Here is a 25242-nt window from a genome sequence, read left to right as displayed (position 1 = left end):
GGCAGGCCAAAACGGAGACACGTAGGGCGCTGCATCCGGTGACTGCACATCACCGAGAGAGCCAGGCCCGGGCGGCTAGAAGTCCCGCAAAGCGGGCGCCGCCAAATTCGACTACCTCATCGCAACCCCCTCGGGGGAGAGGTGCGCCCGCGCTCCGTCGAAGCACGGAAACCCAAAAAGGCACCCAGCCGGAGCGACGAGCGCGTCGTCGCTGCTACAGCGGGTGCCTGAAGATCGAACGGCGAGGGTACGGGTACCCTTCAGCATGTCGAGACCCCCTATAGGTCGTCGGCCACGATCCCCGGAGCGCAACCTCGCGGGGATCAAGCATGTCTGCATATGGATCTTATCCGCTGACACACTACTCCCACCACGGTGCGTAACGACACTCCCAGAACAACCGTGTCGCCGCTCCCCCAAAGCACCCTGACGGAGCGTCAGCAGCGCCATGACCGGCCGCAGTACAGCACCAGCAGGGAGCACGGCATCATGAGCAGCATGAACGCGACCGGCGCCCCAGCAACACCCGACAGCTACGCCCCGCCCGCGCGCCGGCGCGGCTTCGTCCAGGCCATGCGGAAGATCGCCGCCACCCGCGGCCCCGGCGACCCCGTACGCGTCTACCTCAGCGCACCCCCGGTCTACCGCGAGCGCCCCAACTGGCAACACCGCGTCGACACGATCCGCCAGGCCCTGCCCGACGGTGTCGAACTCCTGGACTTCCACACCGTCTTCGCCGACCGCGCCGACTACACCGCCCGCTGGCCCGAGTTCGCCGCGTCCCTCGACGGCCTCGTCGTCACCGGTACCCGCGCGAAACCCGGCAAGACGCGGATGCACGCGCTCGGCAGCGCCGCCCGGCAGGAGCTCATCACCCTCGTCGCCGCAGGCAAGCCGGTCCTGCTGCACTCCATGGAGCTCGGGCTCGTCCCCGTCCTCGACTGCCGACCCAAGCGGCTGGGAACGCCGGACGACGCGCGGCTGCGGCTCCTCATCCCCCGCGGATGGGCAGGCGTACCACCCACGCTCGACGCCGCCCTCGACGCCCTCCGGCCGACAGGTACCGCCTAAGTCCTGATCACCTAACGAGCGCCACCTCGGCTTCGCCGTCATGCCCCGCCCTTGCCGGATCCCTGACCGCCCGCCACTGCCGGGGATTCGGCAGGCAGTCGGGGTTGGGGCAGGGGAGGAGAAGCCCAAGCGAGCCACGCAGCGTACCCGCGCTGGGAAGACGTCGATGCACATGGCGCCAGAGCGGTTGGAGAGCCTCCGCACCCATGCTGTGTGCGTCACGCAAGGTCCCCCAAATGCGCATTTACAGCCCTCGCGGCCGCAGCCAGCTCGGGCAGTTCCACCAGGATCACCCCTGCTTCTACTAGCTGTTCGTAGCCGACGCAGTCGTCGACGAACAGGCTGGGCTCGCGCCAGGCGATGACGACGCGAGGGATTCCTGCCTGGAGGATTCGCTGCGAGCACGGCGTACGGGAGGCGGAGCGTTGAGAACAGGGCTCCAGCGTGGTGTAGATCGTCGCTCCGGCAAGATCCGGATCATCCTGGATGAAATCGGCAAGGGCGACTTCTTCTGCGTGCTCGCGAGGGCCAGTCGCCCGGGAGTAGCCCGATGCGAGTTCATTGCCGTCCTCGCCGACGATGATCGCGCCGACCGAATAGGCTCCGGCAGTCGGAGGGCACAGAGCGGCGAGCGCGATCGCGCGCCGCATCCAGCTCACGTCCTGGTCCCGATCAGGGGCGTACATCATCCGCGCTCCTTCGGAGCGAAGCGGAGCAGTACGACGTCGCCGATCGCACGTGCCTCCAGCAGTCGCATCCGCGACGTTGACCCGCCCGGGTAATCGGCCGCATTCAAAAACTTCGGGGCCTCGGCCCGGCCTACCAGGAGTGGGGCGACAGCGAGGTGTACTTCGTCGGCGAGGTCAGCGGCCATGAGCTGGGTGTGTATCGTGCCGCCACCCTCCACCATCAGCCGTCGGACGCCACGGCGCCCGAGCTCGTCGAGGACCAGGCCCCAGTCGAGCTCCGGCCCGACGCTCACGACGTCGGCGAGCTCCCCCAACGTGGCCCGTACCTTCTCCACCGCGCCGTCGACGGTCACGACCAACTTCGCGCCGCCGTGATGCCAGAACCTCAAGTCGGCGGAAAGGTCGCCGGTGCGGGTCACCGTGACCTTCAAGGGGAACTCCGGCTTGCCGTCGGCGACGCGCTGAGCCCGGCGCTTGTCCGAGTTGACGAGGAGCCGCGGGTTGTCCTTCCGCATGGTCGTCGCACCGATGAGGATGGCGTCGGAATCCGCGCGGACCTGATCGACGCGGTCGAAATCGTCGGCGTTCGACAGCAACAACCGCTCCGGGCTGGTGTCGTCCAGGTAGCCGTCGACCGACATGGCGGCAGACAGCACGACGTACGGACGGGCAGACATCAGGCTTCCGTTTCTGTTTCGTGGACGAGGGTGGAGTCGAAGGCGGCGCGGAACTCGGAGACCGGGGCCTCGCGCTGCCAGGGGATCAGGGCCTTGTCGAGCCGGACGAGCTCGTTGGTGATCCGGCCGGAGCCGGTATCGGCAGCGACCGTCAACGCGTGCATGCCGACCGCTGCGGCACGCTCCGGATCGCGGGCGCCGGCCAGGGCCACGGCCTGCCGAGCCATGTAGACGCCGCGGTCGCGGTGATAGTCGCCGGGCATCAGCCGGATGGCCTCGGCGAAGGCGTCTCCGGCCTGGTCGTGCTTGCCGAGGGCTTCGAGGCCCTGCGCGCGGTGGACCTCTACATACGAGGCATTCAGCCACGCGGCCCACGGGGTGAGATCGGAACCGATGCCGTCCAGAGCGTTGCGCACGTAATCGATGGCGCGCTCGCTGTCGTCGGCGTTGCCGCGCAGAGCGTGTCCGTACGCCTCATAGGTGCGGGCCACGGCGGCAAGCCGACTACGGGGCCGGGCCATCCGCTGGGCGGCTTCGGCCAAGTCGACGACGTCGGCCAAGTCGGCCACGTCGCCCGCCAGCTGTGCCTTGCGAGCCATGACGTAGGTGGTCAGATCGGTGTCGCCGACCGTGTACGACCACTGCATTGCCCTATCGAGCCAGTACGACGCGGCGTCCGGGTTGCCCAGGTCCTGGTGGAGCCAGGACAGGAACTCCGCGTACTGGGTCTGGAGCTCCATCAGATCGCGCCGGTCGGCCCCCGTCGCGTCCCGCCGCAGTTCCTTTATGACGCCGATGTAGTCCCGCGTTGCCTTGAGGGCGTGACGTGGACCGAGCAGGTTGTCGCCGTCGATCAGCAGACGCCGGGTGCGGCGCAGATGCTCCACCGGTGTCGAGCCGTACGCCGATGAGGCCCGCGCGCTGCGGACCAGGCTCGAAACGCCGTCCGAGTCCGCAGCCGCCGGCGAACCAACGCCGACGGTCGCAGCAGCTCCCAACCCCACCCCCGCGCGCAGCAGCGCACGCCGTTCCAAAGCCACCCAGACCACCGACCCATCTCGTAGACGACACGGGACCGAGATCCCCTCACCGTCCGACGCTGCCTGGTCCGCCGTGGCCAAGACCAGATTGACCGAGGACTTGGCCACATCATGGGGTGGATTGGCCACATGGTCAGGCTCGTGACCGATCCGATCCCAGAGGCGCAGCAGCATCCCACCGGCGTCCAGGGCATCGTCCAGGAGCGCCGCCTGCATGCGGTCGGCCACGCGCTCCGCCCGTTCGAATCGTCCCAGGTGAGCATGGTCGATTCGGGTCCGCTTCGCGAGATCACGCAGGCTGAGACCGCGCGCGTTCCGTAGCTCGCGAAGCTGATAGCCCCAGTTGTGAAGGAGGGACACCCAAGGCGTCAACTCCCTTGGTTTCTGTGCCATCCCGCCCCAATCCTGTGGCTGATGTGGCCAGCTCACCCGGCCACATGGCAGATCTGGAACTAGCAGCTCCCCGGACTTAGAACCGAACTACAAACAGGCGAGTTCGGTCAGGGGAGGTGGTACTCAGTGCTCGTCTTCTTCGTCCCCCACACCCGCAGGACGCGCGCTGGAATGCCTTCGGATGCTGTAGCCGATCTCGAACTCTTCAGCGCTCATCCGGGTGTCGTTGAGTTCGAGGACCTCGCCGCTCGGGGCCATCGTGAGGCGTACGACACGCAACAGAGGAACACCGACGTCAGCAGGCAGGCCCAGCGCTTCGGCCTCCTCAGGGGAAGGCATACGAGCCGAGACCCCTTCGCTCCAGCGCAGGGGATGGTGACCCATCTCCTCCAGGCGGTCGTAGATTCCGCCAGCGCCTGTGTCGGGTTCCGCGAGTTGGGTGCCCCGGGCGAGATCCGCCGGCAGGTAACTGGTCGCCAGCTGCTTCGGCTTCCGAGATTCTGGATCACCCATCACGCGGTCGCGAACCAGGACTTCAGCCCCAGTGCTGAGCCCCATCAGCGCTGCAAGGTCGACGGGGACGATGCCCCAGCGCACGGTCGGAGGCTCCAACGCCGCCCAGGACTGCGCCGTCGGATCGAAGTAGTAACCGATCTCATCCCGGAACACCTGGCGCGAACGAGTAATCCGCTTCTTCTCCGGGCGCTCGCGGACGATCGTGCCTCTGCGGCGGATCGCCACCACGAGGCCCTCTTGCTCCAAGAGGGTGATAGCGCTTCGCACCGTTTGATACCCCGCTCCGTACTGCGCCTGGAGCTCCGTGAGCATCGGGAGCTTGTCGCCCGGCATGTATCGCCCCTCGCTGATCTGCTGTCGCAGGTCAGCGGCGATGTTGCGATACGAGACGGGCACCGGATCCACCTTTCAGAGTGCTATTGGGAACTGATTCTAGGGCTAGCTCTACCAGTCAGCCGCGTGCGTGCACAACTACGGGCGACGAGTAGAGCTATCGGTATTGACTCACCCGGTCGGCATGGTTTCTACTAGGCGATAGCGATAGCCCTAATGCTCTGTGGAGCAAAGGCGTCGTCTACGAACTACCGCAAAACACGCAGGAGTCACTGCCCTCCGGGCGGCGGCAGTGGGGTGAGCCGAGCTCCCCCGGTCGAGGCTCCTGTACCGAATAGCTCCACCTGATCCACCTCGAACGGCGCTGCTGCGCTGTCTGTCCGCCAGGACCAACCTGCCGAAAGGCGGGCCTGGCGTGGCGGAGAAGGCAGCACCCGTACCCGATCCCACGTCAGGAGGATTCGATGCCCCGCAAGCGTCCCGGCCGCGTCCGGACCAAGAACACGAACCGCCGTGAGGCGCTCAAGCTCAGCAGCATGGCCCCGGAGGACTACAACGTCCGGCCCGACGAAGTGAAGTCGATCGCCTGTCCCGACTGCCGCACCTGGCGTCGGATCATGGGCGACACGGTCCTCAAGATCCGCGAACACTGCGTCTCCGGCAAGGTCGCGGAGGGCGACAAGCACGCTCTCTGCCCCGGCAGCGACCAGCTCGTCATCGTCGACATCGACGTGCGGCGCTGGCAGGCCAGGCAGGACCGTCTGCTGCGGGAGGCGATGCCGCAGGACAACCGGCGTGCCGCGCAGCAGTTTTACAAGCCGCTCCCGGTCCCTGCCGCTCCGGTCTCCCGGATCCGGGCGGAGGCCACGCTGAACTCGACGCGCCAGCACTACCTTGCGCACCGTAAGGCGTGCACGACGTGCACGCGGTACGCCATGTGCCCGACCGGCGAAGTCCTCGTGCGGCGCCTGGCCCTGGCCTTCCACCAGGAGCCCGCCCGCCGCGAGGAAGAGCGCGTGGCCGCACAGGTGGCGTACCGGCAGGAGCGGGCGCGGCTGGCGTTCCGCGGTGCCCAGTGGGACCAGGTCGACGCGGCGGCGGAAGTGGCGAACAACCAGTGCCGGAAGCGGTCGGCGGGCGCTGTCTCCGAGTTCCGGGGCCCTGACGTACCGCTCAAGACGCTGCGCCCCGCGCACCGCACGCGCTGACCCGTCCTGGACCGGACTTCCCTGATCAAGGAGGCATCGTGTTCAACCTCTTCATCGACGACGTGCGCATGGTCCTGGCCGTGGATGACGCCTATGAGGCATCCGCGCTGGTCAACACCTTGGTCGACGCGGGCCACACGGTGTGTTCGGACCTGTGGTCGGCGTACGACGAGACGGCGATGCTGACGCCCGCCCTGTACGCGGCGTGCGGCGGTGACCTGGTGTCGCTGGCGCAGAGGTTCTGACCCCACCAGCGCCCACGGCCCTGGCCGACCCGAGAAGCTACTGGGTCGGCCGGGGCCGTGGCCGTTCGTAGAGATCAGCCACTCCCCCGAAACCGTGTACGGCCCCATGAGAGAGGCTCCACGATGAACGTCTCCGCCGCGTTCCCTCTGCGTTCCGTTCAGTCGACCACCGCTGAGGAGATCGGTCCGCGCCGTCCCGGCGCGATCTACCAGACCTCGCAGGGCCAGTTCGAGGTCCTGGTCCTCATCACCGACCCCGGCGAAGCGGCGCAGTTGCTGCGCCGGGACGCCGCCCGGTGGGCGTTGATCGTTCGTGACGTGCTGCGTCCGGACGGTCAGCCGTACGCGATCGGTGACGTCTGGACCACCTCGGACTACCTGATCCGCCCCTCCCCCGCGACCGCTGTGTACACGCCCGCCGCCTAGACCAGCCAGCCACAGAAGACGACGGCCCCGGGGATTGCGCCCCCGGGGCCGTTCCTGCAGGTCCCCTGAGAGAGGAACGACCCACATGCACAGGATGACAGGTGAACAGGCCCGGTCGCAGCGCCGGACGGTGCTCCAGCGCGTGGTCGACGCGGGCGCTCGGTGCCAGCAGCCGGGCGCTGGCGCCGTCGACTTCTTCCGTGGTGAGGAGGAGAGCCGTAAGTCCTGGAGCGAGCGCCGGGAGGATTTGGTGCTCTTCTGCCACGGCTGCCCGGTGATGGCTGCCTGCCGGGAGCTCGCCCTGCGCGAGGGTGACGGCTGGGACAGGGCGGACGGCATGGTCCGTGCCGGTCTCTCCGGCCAGGAGCTGTACGAGGTACGTCAGCGTGAGGACGAGCGGCTCCGCGCGGCTTGTCACGAGGATCTGGACCCGCAGTGGAAGCGGCTCACCACCGTCGCCCGCGCGTTGCAGGCTGCGGTCGCGGTGAACGTGGAGATGTCCAGCCGCAACGTGGGAGCCCAGGTGCGGCAGAACCTGCGCATCCGTCAGCTCGCCGGTGAGCTTCACGAGGTCAAGGCGGCCCGTCGGGCCTGCGCGGGATGGGGGCAGGCGGCATGAGCGGTGAGGACGCGCAGTCGAGGGAGATGGACGAGATGCTGCGGCGGGCCCGTGAGGCCGACGCCCGGCGTGCGACGTCGGGCAGTGTCCGGTGAGCGCCGACGGCACGGGCCGGGGTTCGGCACAGGTTGCTGCTGAGTTGGAGGAGGCCCGCCGCAGGGCGGCCGCCGACCTTCGCGCGGCGGACCAGGCCGCGGAGGATCTGAACCGGTGCCTCGCTCGTCTTCCGGCCGGCCAGCGTGGCTGACGACCTGCACACCCGTTACATGGCCGCCGCCCGCATCTGGCACAAGCACACCAGCGCCTGCGGGTCCTGCACCAAGCATGAGGGACCCCAGTGCTCCGCCGGAGCCCGGTTGTACGAGTCCTTCGCCCGTCTCCAGGACGCCTACCTCGGGCGGCAGCGGCGGGCCCGCTGAGCGGGACGCACACCCAACTCGCCGCCCGCTCCCCGCCTTTCCCTCATGGGCTGCCCACAGGACGGGCGGCCCGTTCTTCGATGCGCCCCCAGCCGGGGCACACCCAGCTCCATGCCCTCAACGAGGAGGACCACATGCCCACCACCGTCTTGGCCGCCAGCGTCCCCACGTCTGACGACCCCGCGGACTACGACCACTACGAGGACCTCGCCGCCGCCGCGCACCCGGCTTTCGTCGCCGCCCACACGGAGGGCCGGGTCGTCACCGCGGTCACCGCGCAGGGGGTCACCGTCTCGACGCTCGATGCGGTACGCGTGCACGCCGACCAGTGGGCGCGGCACCTGTCTCTGGCCTGACCGATCTGCCGGTTGCCTGATCCGCCCGCACCGACCGCCTGTGACTTCGGCGGTCGGTGCGGGCGGTGAGGGGGAGCCGGACAGCCCGGCCAACACCTCAGAACAGGAGGCGTCATGACGTTCCCCGCCTGGCTCACCAGCCAGATCACCACCGCGCAGGCCGAAACCGAGAACGACGGCACCACCTGGTCCGCCTACGTCACCACGAAGGACGGACTCGCGGCGATCGCCGGTGCTCACGACCGGGACCACGCTCAGCGCTGGCTCGACGAGTCCGGCCGCACCGGCATCGTCGCCCCCAGCCGACGCTCGCCCGGCCAGCGGACCTGAACGAAAACCCGTGAACGCCGCCCCGCCGGGGCGGCACCCCCTTCTGGAAGGAGGCGGCGTGGCCGCCACACGCACCCGCAACAAGAGGCCCACCGCCCGCAAGAAGCCCACGGCACCCCGCCCGGTTCCGCAGGCATCCGCTTCCCCCACCCCCGACGCTCCTGCGGCCCTGACGGGGACCACGGAGCCGGAGACGGAGGTTGCTGACTTCGAGGCACCGGCCCGTGTCGCGGACGCCCGGGACCGGGCCGCCGACGTCATCGACACCGCGCGCGAGCAGGCCGCCGTCCTCCAGGCGGAAGCCGAGAGTGCGGCCGAGCGCACCGTCGCCGACACGCACGAGCAGGTCACCGTGCTGATGGCGGCGGCGCAGACCCGCGCCGCGGGCATCACCGCCGACGCCGACCAGGAGGCCACAGCCCAGCGCGAGGCCGTCCAGGCCGACCTGGCAGCGGCACGCGGCGAGGCCGACCGGCTCCTGGCCCAGGCCCGCGAGCGTGCCGCCAACCTGGTGAGCGAGGCCCGCGCGCAGGTCACCGACCTCACCGAACTGGCCGCCACCGACCGCGCGGCGACGGCCACGGCCGTTGCCGGGCTGCGTCGCCTGGCGGAGGCCGACCTTACCGAGATCAACGTCCTGGTCGACCAGCGCCGCACCGAGGCTGGACAGATCCTCGCCCGCGCCCAGGAGCAGGCCGACGACCTGGTGGCCGTGGCGCAGCGCGAGGTCGAGAAGGCCCGCGAGCGGTTCGCTCAGCTCGCGACGACGGCGGCCGAGCAGTACGACGGCCGCCGGGCGGAGGCGGAGGCGCTGTACGCGGACGCGGTCAGGGCCGCCGATGAGCGGCGTCGCGAGGCCGACCAGGCGGTCGCCACCGTGCACCGTGAGGCGGAGAGTGCCCGCGCCAGGCTGCGGGAGGAACTGCGCCAGCTGGGCGAGGACTTCGACCGGGCGGCCGCCGCCAAGCGGGCCGGCCTCGACAAGGAACTCGCCGGTCTGAAGGAGGCGTGCGAGAAGCAGCGCGAGCGGCTGCGGGAGGAGGCCAAGACCGTCGCGGTGCAGCTGCGCGAGGCCGCGCGGAAGGAAGCGAGCCGCATCACCACGGAGGCGGAGCGCAAGGCGAAAGCCGTCACCGAGCGGGCGACGGCCGATGAGGCCCGTGCCCGCCGGCTGCTCGATGAGGCCCGCGAGGCGAAGAAGTCCGCCTCGCGCTGGAACGGCTGGCAGCAGAACATCAGCCGCAAGGCGTGGAAGACGGCGCCGTGGATCGCGCTCGCCGCTGGCGTCGGGCTCGCCGCCTCCGGCGAGTACGAGCTGGCCCGCATGGTCGGCATCAACAGTTACGTCGCCCCGCTGCTGCCGGTCTCCATCGACGTCTACTGCGTCACCGCGTTCCGGGCCAAGAAGGACATCCCGTACGCGCTGCTGCTGATGGCGTCGGCGAACGTGACCTACCACCTGTCCGAGCAGGCCCATCTCGTCCAGGACGGCCAGTCGGCACCGTGGCAGCTGACGACGTTCGTCGTGCTGATCTTCGTGGCCGTCATCTGGCGTGTCCACACGCTCATGCACGACGACAGTACGGACGGACACGGCAGCAAGACCGCTGCGGGCGTCCGTACCGGTACGGACAGCGGAAGCGGAATGCCCGGCCGTACAGGAACGCACCGGCGTGCCGACGGAACGGACGCCGCGTCCTCCCCCCGTACAGAGGCCGTGAACCACGACCTGTACGCCGGGCCCCACACGGTCCGGTCGGGGGCCACGGGCACCGGAGGGGACAGTACGGACCCTGTACGCCCCGCCATGCACCCGCCGCACGACGGCAGGAGCGAAGGGGCGGTGACCAGGGCGTACAGCGACCGTACAGGCGGCGTACACACCCCTTCCGAGGGGGCGGCGTGTCCAGGTGCGGCGGCTGTCGGGCGTACCGGTACGGCCAGCGCGGCCGCCCAGGGACGTACCAAGGCGGTCAACGTCCGTACACAGCCCGGCGGCGAGGGCGTTCCGGGGGCCCGTACAGGTACGGACATCGCGTCTCCTCCTGCAACCGGAACCACCGGTACGGCGGGTGCGGAGCGTCCCGGCACACCGGTACGGACGGATGAGGAGCTTCTGCCGCTCGTCCGGGATCTCCCCCGCGGTGAGGACGGGTTCGTGACCCTGTACCGGGTCCGTACCGACCTCAGCGTCAACAGCGTCCGTGCGGTGCGCCTGCTCTCCAAGGCCGGTCTGCTGCGTCCCGAGGACGCGGACAAGCACCTGACGTGATCCGAGTCCGGCACACACCAGTGAGGGCCAGCCCGAAGGAAGCGGGCTGGCCCTCGCTGCGACTGCCGGAAGCAGTCCACAGCCCGCCCAGTACAGCAGATCCGACCCCCACGGAGGACCCCGTGAGCACCGAAAACAGCGGCCAGCCCTTCTTTGATGATCCGCATGCGGCGTTGCGCGAGATCGCGCAGAACCCCGCCGCCTACGCGCACTACCTCGCGGACTTCAACCGGGTCTTGCTGGACATGCAGGCCAAGCTGGAGATCCTCCAGCGCGAGACCCGTCTGCACTGCCGCACGACCCGTGTGGAGGGCGATAAGTGGGGCCAGGCTTTCCTGCGCTCCTTCCCGGTGGAAAAGTCCCTGAACAACGTTCTGAATAACCTCAGGAGCATGAGTTCCGGGCTGGAAAAGAGTGCCCATAAGCGCCACGCCCACGACGAAAAGGTGCAGGAGGTAAAGAAAAACCGAAAGGAAAAGACGCAGCTCAAAGCGCGCAAGAACAACCCGCCGCTCCAGGCCGCCCCGGGAAACCCGGGCCAGCAGGGTGTGCAGCCCCCGAATCATGACTATGGTGGTCCCACGTCGATTTACGACCTGAACCGCAGGGAGTCGGCGTGAGTGCAGGTCGCCCGCTCACGAAAGCCGAGCGGAAGAAAATGAACCGTGCCGAACACGAGCGCAAAATCAAACAGGATCTGATTGCGCAGCACGGCAACGATCTCGGCACCTTCTACGCCTGGCTCCGGATTGTGAATATCCGAGGGACCCAGGCCTTCCGCGACGGGGACACGGAGTTCATCCGTGAGGCCGCGCGCGCCCTGCACAACGTCTACAGCCGCCACGTCGGCTAGCTTCCCGCGCCCCGTAGGAGGGGCCGCTCCCGATTCTCCGGGGCGGCCCTTCGGTGATCCCAACGCGTGCCGCGCGTGACGCGTGCCGCGCGTGGCGTGCGCGCGTGTACGCGAGGCCGATGCCGACTGTCAAGCCCAGGAGGAGGGGTTGCGTGTCCGACGACACCGACAACAACGTGATCAGCCTGCCCGCTCGGGGCGGCGATTCCGGCGGAATACCGGATGCCCCCGACGGCGGGGATCTCTTTTATTCCGAACCGTCCGGCAATAGTGCGGACAGCGGTGCCCCTCCGGACTTCCAGGAAGGGGCGACAAGGGGAATCGCGTCGATTCGCGGCCCCATTTCCCCGGAAATCGCATTGCGGGAAACGAGAATGCCTGACGCCCCCGAAGTAGACGATGAGGAATACGAGGAAGGTGAATACGAGCAGCCTCGTTCTCTCGCCGATCGCCTCGGTGACTGGCTGGAACTCCGTTTGGACGTGGCGCGGGACCGGCATGCCAGTGAAGCGCCGTTCCGTGAGGCGGAAATAGCGCGCAAGGCCGCGCTTCTGGAGGCCCGCACCGCTCAGGAAACCGCGCTGATGGAACAGAACGCGAAGTTCCACGCCGCGCAGATGAAAGCGAAAGCCGACAGGGCGGCGGCGCGCGGCAAGGCGGATGCAGTGCGCTCCTCGGGTTCCGGCCTGGGTGCCGACAAGGGCGGCCGCTCGAAGGCCGGCGGCGGGGGCAGTCCCGGCGCCTCTGGCCGCGGTGGCGGGCGGGGTTCGGGCACGAACGGCTCCGGCGGGTTCGGGCGCGGTTCCGGGGGCGGCAACTCCCCCAGGAGCACCGGGAAAGGTGCTGGCCGCTCCACTGGCGGCGGCAAGGGCACTTCGAAGGGCAATCAGTCGTCCGGCGTCCCGAAAGGCCGCCAGAACGGCTCTGGAGGCTCCGGGGCGGGCAAGTCCGGTACGGGTAAGGGCAGTTCGGGCGGCTCCGGCGGCAAGAACGGCTCGGGCAGCACCGGGACCGGCAAGGGCGGCTCGAAGGGCGACAGCGGCAAGGCGAAGGACTCGCCGCCGGTCAGTCCCCGGGCCGAGCGGGCCCGCGGCCGCCAGGAGCGCGCCGCCGCCCGCCAGGCGGCACGCCACCAGCGGCGCAGCGCCGACCAGGCCGCCAGCCTCGCCGACCGCAGCAAGGACCGCGACCAGGACCGCGCCGCCGTCCAGGCGGCGCGCGAGGAACGCCGCAAGGTGAAAGCCGGGCGGAAGGCCGCAGGACGGGCGAAGCGGGAGGCGGCCAAGGCCGCCGACGACCGCACCACCCTGGGTGCGGCCATCGGGGAGGAGGCGCAGCGCCGCTGGGACAAGCGCCGCGCGGCAGCGCAGGACAAGGCCGCGAAGGACGACAAGGCCAAGGACGACGCCGGTGACACCAAGGACACCAAGGACGCCACCGGCGACAAGGACGCCGAGGCCACGACGAAGAAGATGACCAAGGACGCCCCGGAGAAGCCCTCCGACAGCCCGAAGGACGACTCTGCGACCAAGGAGGCGGACGACGGGAAGAAGAGCCGCGCGAAGCCCTCCGACGGATCCGCCACGAAGAACGGCACGAGGACCGATCCCACCGCTGGAGATGTTCCCAAGACCGCAGATGCCGCTTCAGGGAAGAAGCCGGCCGACGGCGACGCCCCCGGCGAGGCGAAGGCGGACGATCCCAGCCCCGCCTCAGGAGACGCCTCCACGGATCCCAAGGACTCCAAGGAAGAAGCGGCAACCCCTGACCCAGAAGAGCCGGATCCGGAGCCGGAAGAGCCGGAGGGCGATGACCCGTACGGGCTCCGGGGCTGGCGGAAACGGCGCGAGGAGGCCCAGCGCGAGGAGGCGGAGCGGCGCAGGAAGGAAAAGGAGGAGGACAAGCGCTATGCCCGGGACTACTACACGCGGCAGGACCAGCGCAAGCGAGAACAGCGCGAGCGGCAGGGGCACGCGGCGCAATGCCGCTGCAAGCCGTGCAAACAGGCCCGGAAGAACGCCACGGCGTCGGAGCCGCGGTCCGGCCCGCGCCCGGCCGCCGATTTCGGCTTCCGGATGGACCGTGCGGACCGCCCCTCCGAGCCGCAGCCAGACCCCGGCCCGGCCCGGGAGGAGTACGTGGACGCGGAGATCGTGCCGCCGCCCGCACTGCCCCGGGCCCCGGAACCGCACACCCAGCGTCCCGGCACCACCCGACCCCCCGTACAGGAGGACCCCGTGGCATCGGAGGTCAACAGGCCCTCGGGCCAGGCCCGGATGGCGGCCAAGCACCGCACCGACATCACCTTCGGCGAGTACCTGACGGAGATCACGAACATCGCGATCGCCGCCGACCTCGACAAAGACCGCGCCCAGGAACTCGCTCAGGCGCTCGGCAAGGTCGCCGACGCCCTGCGCGACATGGCCACCGACCTGGTCGGCGACCACAACATCGCCACCGCGGTCGTCAACAAGATCACCGACCTGGCGGACGCCGCGGACCGCATGAAGCAGGTGGCCGAACGGTGCGCCACCCAGTGCGACATCGCCTCGGAGGCCGCCCGGCTCGCCGCCACGGCCGTCGGCCGCGTCTACGGCCAGGACATCCAGGCCATGGACGACGCCGGGCTGGCCAACGCCTCCTCCGCCGCCCACCACGACTAGCCAGAAGGAAAGGTTTGACGATGAGCGACCTCGTACCCGCCACCGGCGGGGGTGCTGCCGCCCGGACGGACGGCGACAACCGCTACAAGGCTGTCCAGCAGAAACTCAAGGCACTCGGTCACGCCATGGACCGGGCCAGCAACGAACTCCAGACGCTGCAGCGCGACATGGAGACCAACGCCCGGCGCTCCGAGGGCCTGGCCGTCGACATCGCCAACGCCGGACTGGACGGCACGTTCGTGGAGATGACCAACCAGGTGTCCGTTGCCCTGGGCGGCGCCGCCATCGAGGTGAGGAAGCTGCACGAGACGGCCCAGGAGGTCTCCGGCCAGGCCCACGACACGCGGCGCACCCACGCGCGGCTGTACGAGGGCCTGGACCACATCCGTTCCGGCAGAAGGGAGCGCACCCCCAAGCCGGGCTTCTTCGCCCGCTGAACCGCCCCGCCCCACATCCCTGATGGGCGGCCCGCCACCAGCGGCGGGCCGCCCATCAGCGCATCCGAAGGAGAACCCCCGGTGTCCGTGCCGCGCAGCGTCGCTCTGGAGCGCACCTTCTACACCCTGAGTGCCCCGATCCTCGCCGCGGCCCCGAACCTGTTCGCCGACAGCCCCGTCAACACGGTCGTGCAGCTGGCCGGGGCTGCCGGTGTCGGCGGCTGGGTCCTGGCCGCCAAGAGCAACGAGTCCGGTGCGGGACGCAAAATCCTGCGCTGGTCGCCGCTCGTGGCCGCCGCCGCGATCGACATCGCCGCCCGGCACACGATCGGCTGGGGGCCGTGGTGCCTGGACGGCCTCCTCGCCGCCGGCTGGGCGGCGGCCGGGCTGGTGGTGATGCCCTTCTCCCGGCACGCCCGCCGCCGCCACCGCCCGGCGCTGGCCACCCCGGCCCGCACGCCGCAGCTGCAGGAAGCCCCCGAGCCGTCGCCTGCGCAGCCGGACGACGGCGCCGACAACTTCACCCGCCAGGTCCGCTGGCTGTGGGAGGCCCGCGGTCTGCCCGGCCGCACCATCGTGGTGACGGCCACTCCGCACGCGGGCCTGCCCAACGACCTGTCGCTGCTGCTGCGCGCCTCCGAGGCCGGACGGCCGATCTCCAGCCTCACCGAGGAAGTTGTCGCCGCCGCGTTCGGTGTCGAGACCACCGACGTCCGGATCGAGAACGTACCCCGGCAGTACGGGCGCGAAGGTGGCCCCGGGTGGAAGGAAGTCCACGTCACCCCCGATGCGAACGAACGCCGCCGCAAGGCCCCCACCACCCACGAGTGGTGGGCCGACCGGATCGGCGGCGACCGCGGGCCGGTGCCCGGCTCACAGTTCATCAAAAAAGTCCGCGACCACGACCGCAAGGTCACCCACTACATCGCCCAGGTCCCCGACGAACTGGGCGAGCCACGCCTCAACCAGGACACGCTGGCCACCGTGCTCAAGACCAAGTACGACGAAGGGCGGCTGTTCGTCACCGTCGACGGCAACCAGATCCTGGTCTCCCTGTGGGACAGCTCGCCGCTGGCGCAGGTCTTCCCCGCCACCCGCGAGCTGCTGACGCCGGACAAGGACGGCCGGTGGGTGACCGGTTACCTCGGCAACGGCCAGCCCGCCCGCAACCGCGTCTACACCGACCGGGGTGCGGCTCACGGCCTGTTCGTCGCCCCGTCCGGCGGCGGAAAAACCCAGCTGATGGGGCTGCACGTCGCCGCCGACGCCCTGTTCGGCGCGGTCGTGTGGCTGGCGGCCGAAGCACCGGACGAGAAGGCCGCCAAGCTCGGTGAGTACACCGACCGCTACGGCGTCGGCGCGCTCTACATGATCCGGCTGCTGCGCACCCTGGACGCGCTGATGGAGATCCGCGGCGTCATGGTGTGGGACGACGGCCGGGTCTACGACTGGGACCCCAAGCTGGCGGGCTGCCCCTACCGGATGCTGTCCGCCTACCTGGACGAGTTCCTCTCCGCCGCCCGCCACGGCGACTACGGCGGAGAGATCATGGACCTGGCCGAGAAGGTGTCGGTCAAGGGCCGCAAGTACGCCATCGGCCTCAAGGTGGCCGGCCAGTCCATCTACGTGCAGGACGGCTTCACCCAGCTGTTGTGCGAGAACCTGCGCGAGAACTGCATCCCGGTCGTCCTGAAGGTCGCGCCAAAGAAGGTCGCTGACATGTTCAAGGCCCTCGGTATTTCCTCCGAGAACACCCCCGATCCGCTCCCCCGCTCCTTCTCCCCTGCCGAGGCGGGCCGGATCGAGCGGGTGATGGCCGGTCAGCCCGAGCCGCCCACCGACTCCAACACCGGCGGCGCCGGGTGGATCGTCGAAGCCAAGCACCCCGAGGTCCTGCGCACGCTGTTCATGGACTTCAAGGCCGGCCTCGACAGCTACTTCCCCGACATGATCGCCTCCCTCACCGACTACGAGATCCGCGAACTCGAAGCACGGGAGTTGTGGTTCGACTGGACCGAGCCGCCCCGGCCCGGCGAATTCGGCCCCGAACCCGACGACGAGGACGAGGACGACGCCTGGGACGGGAAGGACAAGCCGAGCGGCGGCACGCCCCGCCGCCCAGCGAAGTCCGCCACGCGCCGCGACGCGGTCACCTCACCCCGCCAGGCGCTGGAAGCCATCAAGAACCTCTCCAGGTTCTGACCCCGCCCCCGCACACCCCCGCAGGGCCCGGCCGCACCCCTGGCCGGGCCCTGCGCCCACCTGACAAGGACACACCGTGGCCGTATCGATCTCCATCGTCCTCCTGCTCACGATCGTCGTGATCGTCCTCATCCGGGGCGAATCCGTACGCCTCTGGCACGCCCTGGCCTGCGCCGCCTTCGGCTTCTTCGTCGCCTCCTCCAGTGCCGGGCCCTACATCACCGGCGCGATCAGCGGCATCACCGGCTGGATCTCCAGCTTCTGACCCCGCCCGGCCGCCGGCGTCGTCGGACCGCCGCCCCCTGCACCTTCGACGCCTTCCGAGGAGCCTCCATGTCCCACCCCACCCACGCCCCGCCCCTACCCGCCCGCACAGGCACGCCGCCCGCCGGACTGTCGTGGGAGGCCCGCATGGCCGCCACGGACGCGGCGATGACCGTCCGCCTGGAGGAGGCCGCCGTCGCCTACGAGGTCAACACCGCGCACATCGACACCGTGCCAGTCGACCTGGCCGACGTCGTCACCCTCCCGCTCACCCCAACCCTGAAACCCCCCACCCCGTACGCGACACCCGTAGCAGCGCTCCTGCAGCGCGCGCACCACCGGCTGCTCGCCGACGGCTGGTGCACCGGCACCCAGGTCGACGCCGACGGGGCCCGCTGCCTGTACGGAGCGATCCACCACGAATCCCGCGGCGACCAGAGCCTCGCATCAAGCGGCTTGGAGGTCCTGATGGACGCGATCCACCGCCAGTTCGACGGCGACATCGACTCCGTGCCGTCCTTCAACGACGGCTTCACCACCGGCCACATCCCGCTGCGCACGCTCGACCAGGCAGCCGCCCTCGCCGACGCCCGCCTCCTCTGACTCCTGCCCCACATGAGATCCGGCCCGAGATCCACCTCCCCACCCCGCGTCCACGCCCGACGACGACACCCCGGCAACGATCACTACCGCCAGCACTGATCCGGCCGCTCCGCCTGGCCCTCGCCCCTCCCCGCAGCAGCCGCGGGGCCGGGCGAGGGCCGGACAGGCCGACCGGCCTACACCCCCGACACGAAGGAACCTGTGATGCCCGAGCAGACCCCCGAAGAGGTCATGAAGCAACTCCAGGAGAACGCAGAGCGGTTGGCGGAGGAGACGCGCAAACAGGCCGAGGCGATCGCCGCAGCAGCCCAGCGTGACGGCGGCTGCTGAACCGACCCCCGCCGCGCCTTCCCCACCCGCTCGTGCCCGCCGCCCCGTCCCGGGGCGGCGGGCACCACGCATTCCGCAGGAGGACCCGCCCGTGCTCGTGCCCCGGCCCCGCCGCAGAATCGGACGCCCCCGCCCCGCCCGACCCGTCCCCCGCTACCCCGTACCGCCCCGCCGCCTTCCCGGTACCTGGGATCCCGTGGCCGGTGAGCCGTGAGCGTGTGACGGCCTTCACGGCGGCGTTGAGGAGCTGGAGCTCCTCCAGGAGGTCGAGGCTGGAGCGGACTGGGCTGTCGGCCTCCTGCTGGATCTCCGGGTGCTCCTCCCAGACCCGGATGGCGATCGGCGCGGAGGGGTCGGGGTCGACCGTGTCGCCGGGGATTTCGACGGGGAGGCCGTCGATCTGCGCGACGAGCTTGCCGCTCTGCTGCTGGATCTCGCGGACGGACAGGACGCGCCAGTCCTCGCCGAGTGCCTCGTTGTTGCTGCCGACGCGGGGGCGGACGATGATCCAGCCCTCGCCCGCGACAACGAGGTGGGCGCCGAAGTTGCCGAGGAGCTGCGCCTGTCCGTCGGGGCCGCCTGCGACCCGGGCGACGATCTCCGATGCCCGGTGTCCCTTCGGGGGCGCGCTCGATGATGCCGTCGTCGTTGCGGTACCCGGCGTACAGGAGGGCGCCGGACATGGCGTTGGAGGTCCACTGTGCGGCGAACCGGACTTCGGGGACGGTCTTGTAGAAGCCCCAGGCGCCTACCTGCCAGGACTGGTCGATGGCCTTGATGCGGAGTCTGCTGGAGGTGAACCTCGACGCCGCGGCGACGAGCTCTCGGCGGGTCATGTGAGGCGTCCGAGCGTGTCGTCCACGCGGTTGATGAGCACGGCGGCCCCGGCGACCGACAGCCACTCAAGGCCGTGGACGACGAGGGGCGTGCCGGCGAACTGACCGGCGGCAAGCAGTTACGCGGCGAGGACGGCGCCGCTGATCCACCAGCCCATGCAGTAGACGCAGGCGATGAGGGAGACGACGGCGTTGCGTACGGGGGCTTCGGGCCGCTTCTCGTGCCACGCGTGGATGCGGTCGCGGAGCGGGTCGAGGATGGTGTCGTGGACGGCGAGCTGTGTTCCTCGGTACCCGGCGAAGGCCAGAAGGACGAGCTCCCAGGCTGTGATCATGTCCGCCCCTTGCGACGATCTTCACGGTGATGGGCGGAGCACTATAGGGCAACGCCGAGAGATCACGCCGTGGATGCCAAGGCTGGAAGCCGCATTTAGATCAAGGGCGTTGGGTCGCCCTGGGTAATTTCGATCAATCCGAAGGTCGTGCGGCCGTGTACCCTCCTCGCCGCAGGGATGCCGGCAGCGGTGCCGACGCAGCGCCCGGACGGCGAAGGGCTGTACGCCCTGCCGCTGCCGGCACCTCTCGGGTCCGGAGTGCGGCCGGACCCCCGCAGGCCCCCCGGGGGGGCGCTCGCCCCCGACCCCGGGGGGGGCCTGCCCATACGAAGCCCCGGTCAGCCGCGGGACTCCAGGGCGGCCATGTCGTCAGGCTCTGCCTCGTAGAACTCGTTGAATTCGTTGATCCGTTCACAGATACAGCGCGGCTCGCCGTTCGGTCCTGCGGGCTGTGCCTCCAGGCACTCCTCGTAGCACTCCCCCGGGATCGGCTGCTCGTACCGGTGCTTGCTCGTCATCTGGACTGCTCCTTCGTCTTGTCGCCCCGGACGGAGCCGGGTCTCTTACCTGCCTCCGCCCGGAACGGCAGAGTCAGCTAACGCATCAATTCGTGACGGGTGTGACACGTGATGCAGCAGCCGATCGCGGTCGGGCTTCGTGAGGTGCGGGGAGATCCGCCAACTCGGGTGCGGCTAGCGGAGTTCAGGTGCTACTCGTTGCTGGACAGGTCGTCTGCCGAAAGCACTGACATGATCATTCTGGATACGAACATCCTGTGGGGACTGGACTTCGACGGCAGTGACGTGGAAGTCCTCCGAGCGATCGTGGCGACAGGGACGGATCGCGTCGCCGCGCCGGAAACAGCTGTTGAAGAGCGTGCCGCGCAGAAGGCCTTGGAGTACCTCGACGCGCACAAGGCCGCAGCGAGCGCCCTGCACAAGCTCCAGAGGGCGAGTCACCGGAGCGAGCCGCGTCTCGACCCGCCGGACCCGGAGGGCATGCGCGAGAAGTGGCGCAGGAAGTTCGCCGGCATCTTGGAGGTGCTGCCCCCGAGCCGCAACGCCCTCAGTGAGGGCATGTTCCGCGAGGCCAACATCCTGCCCCCTGCTGGCACAAAGAGCGCCGGGGGTAAGCAGGTGAAGGTGGGCGCCCGGGACGTCACGATCTGGCTCACGGCTATCGAGTACGCCCGAGAGCACCCCGATGAGACCGTGTACTTCGTCAGCAACAATCACAAGGACTTCACCAAAGGGGACGCCAACTACCCGCCTCCGATGGACGCGGACGTCGCAGGTCTCGGTGAACGCTTCATCCACTTGACCAACCTTGGCGAGGTACTGGAGACAGTCGCCCCCCACATTCAGGTACAGGAGGCGGATATCCACGGCCTGCTGGAAAAGCAGACCGGCTACATCACCGACATTGCCCGCACCCGGTGGGCCAAGGAGCCATCTGACTACACCCGTCCCTCCTGGGTTATGACCCGAAGCGGTGCCGTCGAAGCGTGGCGCGTGTTCTTCGACGATGCCCATGTGCGCCTGGTCGATGTGCGTGATGTCGTGGGATACCGCCTCGGTGCGCAGAGCTGGTATGTGGCCACTGCTCGTTGGCAGTTCGTGGGTATGGCTTTCACCGCTTCTGGTATTGAGGCGGGTGCAAGCATCTGGGAGGCCCGAATCCTGGCCCCTGCCCAATCCGGAGACGATCACGTATTCCGTATCCTCAGTTCCTCCGGATTCCAGCCAGCGGAGAATGCCAGCAGTATCGACGGCCTCCAAATGAAGGAGGACGCGGCGTATACGGATCGTCTCCTCTCGCTTCTTGAACAGGAGGAGGGCCGCAAACCCACCTGGGTCGAAGTCATGTGGTCCCTGCTCCGGGACTCCCCTCCCGGAGCCGTGCAAAGAAAACTGGCGGAGTTGCAGCAGTGGGGTTCGCCGACCCGACGCAGTCCGGCGGTGGAGTATAGGTACCGCGAGTCACCTCACCACGCTCTCCAGGGCAACGAATCCAGCGCCGACGACGACGTTTGAGGCTGTTACGGCCGACACCTCTACCTCGGTCAGTGGCCCATCAGGCGTTTCACCGGCTGTGCCGTGACACACCCTTCCCGCCACCGATGGCACGTCCGTAGCGGGCCGCTGCGGCCGGGCTACCCACCCCAGCCTTCACCGGGCTGAGGACCGTCGAGGAGGCGAGCAGCTCGGCGTACAGGCCCATCACGACGGCGTCGCCCCGGTCCGGGGAGCGGCCGAGCCTGCGTACGAGGTCCTCCTTGGGTTCGATCTGGATCTTCGGCGGTACACCGGTCGTCACGCTCCAGGTGGGCGCGGTGAGGTAGGCGAGCAGCAGGTCGTCCGGCGGGAGCCTGAGCGTCGGGTTGAACGCGGGGTCGAGGAGTTCCCGGGTTCGCCAGTAGGCGGCGGAGCGGGTGTTGTTGAAACCCCACTCGCCGTCGCGGGTCCGCATCTTGGTCTTGGCCGCTCCGGTGTACGCGAGCACGGGGGCGCCGACTTCGCGGAGGCGGTCGACGACGCCGCCGCCGACGCCCATGGAGTCGACGACCGGCACCAGGCCGGGGACGTGCTCGATCGCGGCCTGTACGCGGGCGGTCGTCTGCATGGTGTCTTCGCGGTCGTGGGTCTCAAGTTCCGTGAAGGTGAAGCCGGTTCGGTGGGCGAGGACGGTGCTGTCTCCTCCGGCGCGGGCGACGTCGACGCCGACCACGAGGCGGCCATCGAGTGCCGGCCTGCCCGCGTCGGTCCGGGCGTGCCAGCGCTCGACGGCGGCCTCGACCCAGGAGAGCGGGATGACGCTGTCCTCGTCGGAGGCGTGGAACTCGCCGAGGAAGCGGTTCGTGTACATGGCGGAGTCGCGGCCCCACTGCCGGGCACACTGCTCCGCCCAGTCCGGGGAGATCCGGCCCGCGGCGACGACCTCGGCGAGGGTGACGTGTCGTACGAACCAGTCCTCGAACCCGGGCTTCCTGCTGTGGATGTCGTAGAAGCGCCCTGACGGGGACCCAGGCGTCGAGATGGCGAGGGCGAACGCTTCGGGTGGTCCGGAGGTCTGTCCGCCGGAGAAGGCGCCTTCGATGGCGTCCCAGGTGCCGGCGGGGACGACCTTCGCCTCGTCGATCAGGTACAGCAGGCTGTCGGCGTGGGCGCCCTCGATAAGCTCCGGCTTCGTTGAGGCGACTGCGGACGCGGCGCCGTACCGGAGCTTGATGTTGTGGACGAGGAGCTCGCTGTTCTCCGAGAAGGGTGAGCGGCCGAGGACGTCCCACTTGATGCGCCGGGCCCACTTGTGGATCTGCGGGAAGAGGTACAGGGAGAGGTACCGCCAGGCGGAGGCGGTCGTCAGGACCTTCCAGTCGATGCCGGCAGCGTCCCGGGTCGTCGCGAACCAGAGGACAGCGATCGCGGCCATGCCGGTCTTACCGAGACCATGGGGGCCGCGCACGGCGACGCAACGCTTCTTCGGCAGGAGGTCGAGGACGTCGTCCTGGTAGACCGCGAGGCCCTCGTCTCCCCTCCAGTCGATGACGTCGCGCCCCCAGCCGACCGGGTCGTACATGTAGCGCACGGCCTTCTACGTGGCCGCATGGCTGTGCCTCGCCGCCAGCCGGTCGCGCACGGCGCGGAGCGTGGCGACGTCGCCAGCCCGTACGAGCGCGAGTAACTGGCGCTCGATCTCCTCCGCGGTCTGCACCTCGCCGCCTCTCCCTCAGCTACCGGAGCGCGCGCCGGTCACGGCGCTGCTCCTTGCTCGTCGTCACCGAGCAGGGCGAGGATGTCGTCGCCGAGCTGCTGCGCCTCGATGTTGAGCCGCTTCGGGGCCGCGAGGCCCTGAAGTCGCTCCCTGCCGGCCATGCACTTCAGCACGACCTCGGAGGCCTTCGGGTCGCCCTTGATGGCTTTGCCCCAGTGGGCGGCCTGGAGCCGGTCGTACCGCACGACCTCCCGGCTGCGGATGTCGTCGATGTCCTCTTCGCCGCGGGCGATGCTGTCGGCGATCGCGCGGTCGATGGCCTTCTTCGTGGCGGAGGCGTCGGCGTACCCGATCTGTTTCGCGACCGTCCGGAGGTCGACCCCGGCCAGGTGCATCTGGAGGGCCTGGATGCGTCGCTCCACTGCGGACAGCCGCTGTCGGGGGGAGGCGCCCATGGGTTTCTCCTCGTCTCGCCGGAGGGATTGTGTTCAGGTTTGAGTGGTGATGCCCGGTACGAGGAAACGCCGCCGCAAAACTGTCGTCCGGGTGCCGCGCGACACCACCACGCTGGTGGAGTATGACCGCGCCGACTGCCCCGAAGGACTCGCTACCCGCCGCCAGCTGCGGGAACGGGAGCTGCGCCCTGGAGGGCAGACACCCGTCGCGGTTCTGTGCTGCAGGGTGTGTGCTAACCGCCCGCAGTGGTCCTGCCGCCACCCCACCCGCGGCTTCCTGCTCCGCGTCGACCTGGCAAAGCCCAAGCGGATCCCGTCGCTCGCGCAGGAATGGGCACTGGACCGGGCCATGGCCGCACGATCCACCTGCCCCCAAAGCAAGCGCAGGTACTGGTTCTGCCTCCCCCTGCGCACCCAGGGCAGCTGCGACCCCTGTGCCCGGGGGCTACGAGCCCAGCTCCGACACCTACGTCACTCCTGCGGCCACCCCGGGACACCGGCTGGCCGTGTAACACCCCCTGATTCCCGGGTCGGCCGCAGGCGACAAGCCCAGCCGCCCCGGTGACACCGGCGGGGCCCGGTCAACGAGGCCGGGCCCCGCTGCCACTTCCACCTGCCTCAACCTCCACAAACGAAGGAGCACCCCACCATGCAGCGAACCCTTCACCTCGTCGCCCTGGACGTGGCTGGCGCCGTGACCGAGGGCCTGGACACCGTCACCGCCGTGATCGGCGGCGCCGCCGGTGCCTGGGCGGCCTACACCCATACGCCCGCCGCCTGGCCGGTCGACGGGCGCCTGGCCCTGGCCGGCGGCGTCGCGGTCGTGGCCCCCGTTGCTGTCAACTCGCTGGCCGACGTGTTCCTGACCCCGATGCGCCGCCGCGTGGCCAAGGCGCACCGCACGGCCCGCCCGGCGACCGACCGGCGTCCCGGGATGCCGGTGCGGGTGCCGGTGCCGGACACCCTGGCCGGAGCAGTGGCGCAGGTCGCCGCCGCCACGGGGACGGACGCCGCCGTCCGGGCCGCGGCCGACGCGTGGAACCTGGACCGCAGCGAGGGTTTCCTGCGCAACGAGGACCGGTGGCGGGGGTACGAGGACGGCACCGCGTCCTTCTTCCTCGCTCCCGGTGTCTGGCTGGTCTACCGCGCCGTGCAGGGCAGGTTCGGCCGGAACAGCGAGTACGTCCTGCTGACCGGGGATGGCGAGGAGCCGGTGCCGGTCACGTACGTGGAGGAGATCCGTCACCAGCTCGCCGCCCGCGCCGCCGGACTCCCGGCCGCCGCGCTCACCGACAGCAGCGACCGCACACCGGCTGACCCCCGGGACGAGGACCTGGTCGCCACCATCGCGGCCGCCACGCGGTGACCGGCGGCCCCCGCACCCGTCTGGGCCGCGTGCGCGCCTCCGTGGGGATCGCCGCGCTCGCCGTCCAGCAGATCGAGGACGACCTGAGCGCCGACGGCATCTCCCCGGTGGAGCTCGCGGCGATCCTGCGCGAGCTCCAGGAGGACACCGACTCCCCCGGCGGCCCCGACGGCCTCTTCCCCGCGCTCGCGCGGATGGTCGCCGCCGCCGCACGCAGGGCGGAGCAGATCGAGCCCGACCGCGACGGCGATGCCTCCTGCCCCCTGCACGAGGCCGCCGCCCTGCTCACCGACAACGCCGGGCAGCGCCTGACCTGGGCTGCCCGCTCCCTTCACCCGCAAGGAGATCCCACATGACCTCGCTGTCTTCGGAGTTGCCCGAGAACGGGCTGATCGTGCTGATCGGTGCTTCCGGTGCGGGCAAGTCCACGCTGGCCCGCACCTGGCCGGCCTCGCAGGTCCTCTCGCTCGATGCTCTGCGCGGCGCCGTCAGCGACTACTTCTCTGTCAAGTAGAGCGTGTTGAGCGCGAACTGCTCTCTCTGACCTGATCCACCAACTAGAGCGTGTCTCTTCGGTCGGACGGACCAGGGAC

30 protein-coding genes and 1 pseudogene are annotated in these 25242 nt (G+C 69.7%); 23 read left to right on the top strand and 8 right to left on the bottom strand.

Translation table 11 applies throughout. From position 1 onward, the window contains the following. Positions 1-489 precede the first annotated feature (489 nt). Positions 490-1071: a hypothetical protein gene (locus ACIO3O_RS37645; protein WP_401753787.1), complete on the top strand. Its 582-nt coding sequence runs from the start codon at positions 490-492 to the stop codon at positions 1069-1071. 218 nt (positions 1072-1289) lie between these two features. Here ACIO3O_RS37645 and ACIO3O_RS37640 read toward each other — a convergent pair whose 3' ends face one another. The 4 genes from ACIO3O_RS37640 to ACIO3O_RS37625 form a co-directional block, all read right to left on the bottom strand. Continuing rightward, on the bottom strand, positions 1290-1760 hold the full coding sequence (locus tag ACIO3O_RS37640) for a deaminase (RefSeq protein WP_401753785.1): 471 nt from the start codon (positions 1758-1760) through the stop codon (positions 1290-1292). Continuing rightward, entirely contained in the window at positions 1757-2437 is a 681-nt protein-coding gene (locus tag ACIO3O_RS37635; protein WP_401753783.1) for a RibD family protein, read from the bottom strand. The genes ACIO3O_RS37640 and ACIO3O_RS37635 overlap by 4 nt, the downstream gene beginning before the upstream one ends. Beyond that, on the bottom strand, positions 2437-3837 hold the full coding sequence (locus ACIO3O_RS37630; RefSeq protein ID WP_401753781.1) for a helix-turn-helix domain-containing protein: 1401 nt from the start codon (positions 3835-3837) through the stop codon (positions 2437-2439). Before ACIO3O_RS37630 ends, ACIO3O_RS37635 begins: the two co-directional genes overlap by 1 nt. A 156-nt stretch (positions 3838-3993) precedes the next feature. Next, positions 3994-4782: a GntR family transcriptional regulator gene (locus tag ACIO3O_RS37625; RefSeq protein WP_401753779.1), complete on the bottom strand. Its 789-nt coding sequence runs from the start codon at positions 4780-4782 to the stop codon at positions 3994-3996. 401 nt (positions 4783-5183) lie between these two features. Between ACIO3O_RS37625 and ACIO3O_RS37620 the strand changes: the two genes are divergently transcribed. From ACIO3O_RS37620 to ACIO3O_RS37540, 17 genes are all read left to right on the top strand, one after another. Beyond that, positions 5184-5927, top strand: coding sequence for a hypothetical protein (locus ACIO3O_RS37620; protein ID WP_401753777.1), 744 nt, complete (start codon positions 5184-5186; stop codon positions 5925-5927). A gap of 38 nt (positions 5928-5965) precedes the next feature. Beyond that, positions 5966-6172, top strand: a complete 207-nt coding sequence (locus ACIO3O_RS37615; protein WP_401753775.1) for a hypothetical protein — start codon at positions 5966-5968, stop codon at positions 6170-6172. Positions 6173-6295: 123 nt separating this feature from the next. Beyond that, complete coding sequence (locus ACIO3O_RS37610) at positions 6296-6598, top strand: hypothetical protein (RefSeq protein WP_401753773.1); 303 nt, start codon at positions 6296-6298, stop codon at positions 6596-6598. Positions 6599-6683: 85 nt separating this feature from the next. Further along, a complete protein-coding gene (locus ACIO3O_RS37605) occupies positions 6684-7217 on the top strand; it encodes a transcription factor WhiB (RefSeq protein WP_401753771.1) in 534 nt (177 codons plus the stop codon). A gap of 239 nt (positions 7218-7456) precedes the next feature. Further along, positions 7457-7636, top strand: a complete 180-nt coding sequence (locus ACIO3O_RS37600; RefSeq protein ID WP_401753769.1) for a hypothetical protein — start codon at positions 7457-7459, stop codon at positions 7634-7636. Between the two features lie 134 nt (positions 7637-7770). Continuing rightward, entirely contained in the window at positions 7771-7992 is a 222-nt protein-coding gene (locus ACIO3O_RS37595; RefSeq protein ID WP_401753768.1) for a hypothetical protein, read from the top strand. 114 nt (positions 7993-8106) lie between these two features. Beyond that, positions 8107-8322 (top strand): hypothetical protein, encoded by a 216-nt coding sequence (locus ACIO3O_RS37590; protein ID WP_401753767.1) that lies wholly within the window; start codon positions 8107-8109, stop codon positions 8320-8322. 58 nt (positions 8323-8380) lie between these two features. Continuing rightward, the gene (locus tag ACIO3O_RS37585) at positions 8381-10594 is read left to right on the top strand and encodes a hypothetical protein (RefSeq protein ID WP_401753765.1); all 2214 of its coding nucleotides are present in this window, start codon (positions 8381-8383) and stop codon (positions 10592-10594) included. A gap of 122 nt (positions 10595-10716) precedes the next feature. After that, positions 10717-11214, top strand: coding sequence for a hypothetical protein (locus tag ACIO3O_RS37580; protein ID WP_401753764.1), 498 nt, complete (start codon positions 10717-10719; stop codon positions 11212-11214). Then, entirely contained in the window at positions 11211-11447 is a 237-nt protein-coding gene (locus ACIO3O_RS37575; RefSeq protein WP_401753762.1) for a hypothetical protein, read from the top strand. The genes ACIO3O_RS37580 and ACIO3O_RS37575 overlap by 4 nt, the downstream gene beginning before the upstream one ends. Before the next feature lie 152 nt (positions 11448-11599). Next, a complete protein-coding gene (locus ACIO3O_RS37570; RefSeq protein WP_401753760.1) occupies positions 11600-14110 on the top strand; it encodes an ATP/GTP-binding protein in 2511 nt (836 codons plus the stop codon). Between the two features lie 20 nt (positions 14111-14130). Then, the gene (locus ACIO3O_RS37565) at positions 14131-14547 is read left to right on the top strand and encodes a conjugal transfer protein TraB (protein WP_401753758.1); all 417 of its coding nucleotides are present in this window, start codon (positions 14131-14133) and stop codon (positions 14545-14547) included. Between the two features lie 81 nt (positions 14548-14628). Next, positions 14629-16749 (top strand): chromosome segregation protein ParM, encoded by a 2121-nt coding sequence (locus tag ACIO3O_RS37560; RefSeq protein WP_401753756.1) that lies wholly within the window; start codon positions 14629-14631, stop codon positions 16747-16749. A 76-nt stretch (positions 16750-16825) separates the two neighbouring features. Further along, positions 16826-17014, top strand: a complete 189-nt coding sequence (locus ACIO3O_RS37555) for a hypothetical protein (RefSeq protein WP_401753754.1) — start codon at positions 16826-16828, stop codon at positions 17012-17014. Between the two features lie 68 nt (positions 17015-17082). After that, complete coding sequence (locus ACIO3O_RS37550; RefSeq protein ID WP_401753752.1) at positions 17083-17616, top strand: hypothetical protein; 534 nt, start codon at positions 17083-17085, stop codon at positions 17614-17616. A 204-nt stretch (positions 17617-17820) separates the two neighbouring features. Continuing rightward, the gene (locus tag ACIO3O_RS37545) at positions 17821-17946 is read left to right on the top strand and encodes a hypothetical protein (protein WP_401753750.1); all 126 of its coding nucleotides are present in this window, start codon (positions 17821-17823) and stop codon (positions 17944-17946) included. 313 nt (positions 17947-18259) lie between these two features. Beyond that, complete coding sequence (locus ACIO3O_RS37540; protein ID WP_401753748.1) at positions 18260-18583, top strand: hypothetical protein; 324 nt, start codon at positions 18260-18262, stop codon at positions 18581-18583. 318 nt (positions 18584-18901) lie between these two features. Here ACIO3O_RS37540 and ACIO3O_RS37535 read toward each other — a convergent pair whose 3' ends face one another. Together ACIO3O_RS37535 and ACIO3O_RS37530 are read right to left on the bottom strand one after the other, a co-directional pair. After that, positions 18902-19117, bottom strand: coding sequence for a DUF1360 domain-containing protein (locus ACIO3O_RS37535; RefSeq protein WP_401753746.1), 216 nt, complete (start codon positions 19115-19117; stop codon positions 18902-18904). Between the two features lie 338 nt (positions 19118-19455). Then, the gene (locus ACIO3O_RS37530; protein WP_401753744.1) at positions 19456-19635 is read right to left on the bottom strand and encodes a hypothetical protein; all 180 of its coding nucleotides are present in this window, start codon (positions 19633-19635) and stop codon (positions 19456-19458) included. 231 nt (positions 19636-19866) lie between these two features. Between ACIO3O_RS37530 and ACIO3O_RS37525 the strand changes: the two genes are divergently transcribed. Next, complete coding sequence (locus ACIO3O_RS37525) at positions 19867-21150, top strand: PIN domain-containing protein (RefSeq protein ID WP_401753742.1); 1284 nt, start codon at positions 19867-19869, stop codon at positions 21148-21150. Between the two features lie 49 nt (positions 21151-21199). Here the strand turns inward: ACIO3O_RS37525 and ACIO3O_RS37520 are convergent, their stop codons facing one another. Beyond that, positions 21200-22702, bottom strand: a complete 1503-nt coding sequence (locus tag ACIO3O_RS37520) for a hypothetical protein (protein WP_401753740.1) — start codon at positions 22700-22702, stop codon at positions 21200-21202. Between the two features lie 164 nt (positions 22703-22866). Then, on the bottom strand, positions 22867-23283 hold the full coding sequence (locus ACIO3O_RS37515) for a hypothetical protein (protein WP_401753738.1): 417 nt from the start codon (positions 23281-23283) through the stop codon (positions 22867-22869). A 49-nt stretch (positions 23284-23332) separates the two neighbouring features. On the opposite strand from ACIO3O_RS37515, the gene ACIO3O_RS37510 reads away from it, so the two are divergent. The 4 genes and pseudogenes from ACIO3O_RS37510 to ACIO3O_RS37495 all read left to right on the top strand — a co-directional run. Beyond that, on the top strand, positions 23333-23848 hold the full coding sequence (locus ACIO3O_RS37510; RefSeq protein ID WP_401753736.1) for an RRQRL motif-containing zinc-binding protein: 516 nt from the start codon (positions 23333-23335) through the stop codon (positions 23846-23848). Between the two features lie 84 nt (positions 23849-23932). Beyond that, the gene (locus tag ACIO3O_RS37505; protein WP_401753734.1) at positions 23933-24649 is read left to right on the top strand and encodes a hypothetical protein; all 717 of its coding nucleotides are present in this window, start codon (positions 23933-23935) and stop codon (positions 24647-24649) included. Continuing rightward, positions 24646-25005: a hypothetical protein gene (locus tag ACIO3O_RS37500; RefSeq protein ID WP_401753733.1), complete on the top strand. Its 360-nt coding sequence runs from the start codon at positions 24646-24648 to the stop codon at positions 25003-25005. The genes ACIO3O_RS37505 and ACIO3O_RS37500 overlap by 4 nt, the downstream gene beginning before the upstream one ends. Next, positions 25002-25145: pseudogene (locus ACIO3O_RS37495) on the top strand (AAA family ATPase); the annotation flags it as partial. The gene ACIO3O_RS37500 and the pseudogene ACIO3O_RS37495, both read left to right, overlap by 4 nt. Positions 25146-25242 lie beyond the last annotated feature (97 nt).

Source organism: Streptomyces sp. NPDC087440 (genome assembly GCF_044744005.1).
Taxonomy (GTDB): domain Bacteria; phylum Actinomycetota; class Actinomycetes; order Streptomycetales; family Streptomycetaceae; genus Streptomyces.
The sequence above is the reverse complement of the archived record's forward strand: the minus strand, read 5'-3'. Positions and strand labels throughout refer to the sequence as shown.

Bases quoted from the DNA above. Each gene is read 5' to 3' on its own strand.
- ACIO3O_RS37645 (WP_401753787.1), top strand. From the start codon at position 490: ATGAGCAGCATGAACGCGACCGGCGCCCCAGCAACACCCGACAGCTAC.
- ACIO3O_RS37640 (WP_401753785.1), bottom strand. From the start codon at position 1,760: ATGATGTACGCCCCTGATCGGGACCAGGACGTGAGCTGGATGCGGCGC.
- ACIO3O_RS37635 (WP_401753783.1), bottom strand. From the start codon at position 2,437: ATGTCTGCCCGTCCGTACGTCGTGCTGTCTGCCGCCATGTCGGTCGAC.
- ACIO3O_RS37620 (WP_401753777.1), top strand. From the start codon at position 5,184: ATGCCCCGCAAGCGTCCCGGCCGCGTCCGGACCAAGAACACGAACCGC.
- ACIO3O_RS37610 (WP_401753773.1), top strand. From the start codon at position 6,296: ATGAACGTCTCCGCCGCGTTCCCTCTGCGTTCCGTTCAGTCGACCACC.
- ACIO3O_RS37605 (WP_401753771.1), top strand. From the start codon at position 6,684: ATGCACAGGATGACAGGTGAACAGGCCCGGTCGCAGCGCCGGACGGTG.
- ACIO3O_RS37595 (WP_401753768.1), top strand. From the start codon at position 7,771: ATGCCCACCACCGTCTTGGCCGCCAGCGTCCCCACGTCTGACGACCCC.
- ACIO3O_RS37590 (WP_401753767.1), top strand. From the start codon at position 8,107: ATGACGTTCCCCGCCTGGCTCACCAGCCAGATCACCACCGCGCAGGCC.
- ACIO3O_RS37565 (WP_401753758.1), top strand. From the start codon at position 14,131: ATGAGCGACCTCGTACCCGCCACCGGCGGGGGTGCTGCCGCCCGGACG.
- ACIO3O_RS37550 (WP_401753752.1), top strand. From the start codon at position 17,083: ATGTCCCACCCCACCCACGCCCCGCCCCTACCCGCCCGCACAGGCACG.
- ACIO3O_RS37545 (WP_401753750.1), top strand. From the start codon at position 17,821: ATGCCCGAGCAGACCCCCGAAGAGGTCATGAAGCAACTCCAGGAGAAC.
- ACIO3O_RS37535 (WP_401753746.1), bottom strand. From the start codon at position 19,117: ATGATCACAGCCTGGGAGCTCGTCCTTCTGGCCTTCGCCGGGTACCGA.
- ACIO3O_RS37530 (WP_401753744.1), bottom strand. From the start codon at position 19,635: ATGACGAGCAAGCACCGGTACGAGCAGCCGATCCCGGGGGAGTGCTAC.
- ACIO3O_RS37525 (WP_401753742.1), top strand. From the start codon at position 19,867: ATGATCATTCTGGATACGAACATCCTGTGGGGACTGGACTTCGACGGC.
- ACIO3O_RS37515 (WP_401753738.1), bottom strand. From the start codon at position 23,283: ATGGGCGCCTCCCCCCGACAGCGGCTGTCCGCAGTGGAGCGACGCATC.
- ACIO3O_RS37510 (WP_401753736.1), top strand. From the start codon at position 23,333: ATGCCCGGTACGAGGAAACGCCGCCGCAAAACTGTCGTCCGGGTGCCG.
- ACIO3O_RS37505 (WP_401753734.1), top strand. From the start codon at position 23,933: ATGCAGCGAACCCTTCACCTCGTCGCCCTGGACGTGGCTGGCGCCGTG.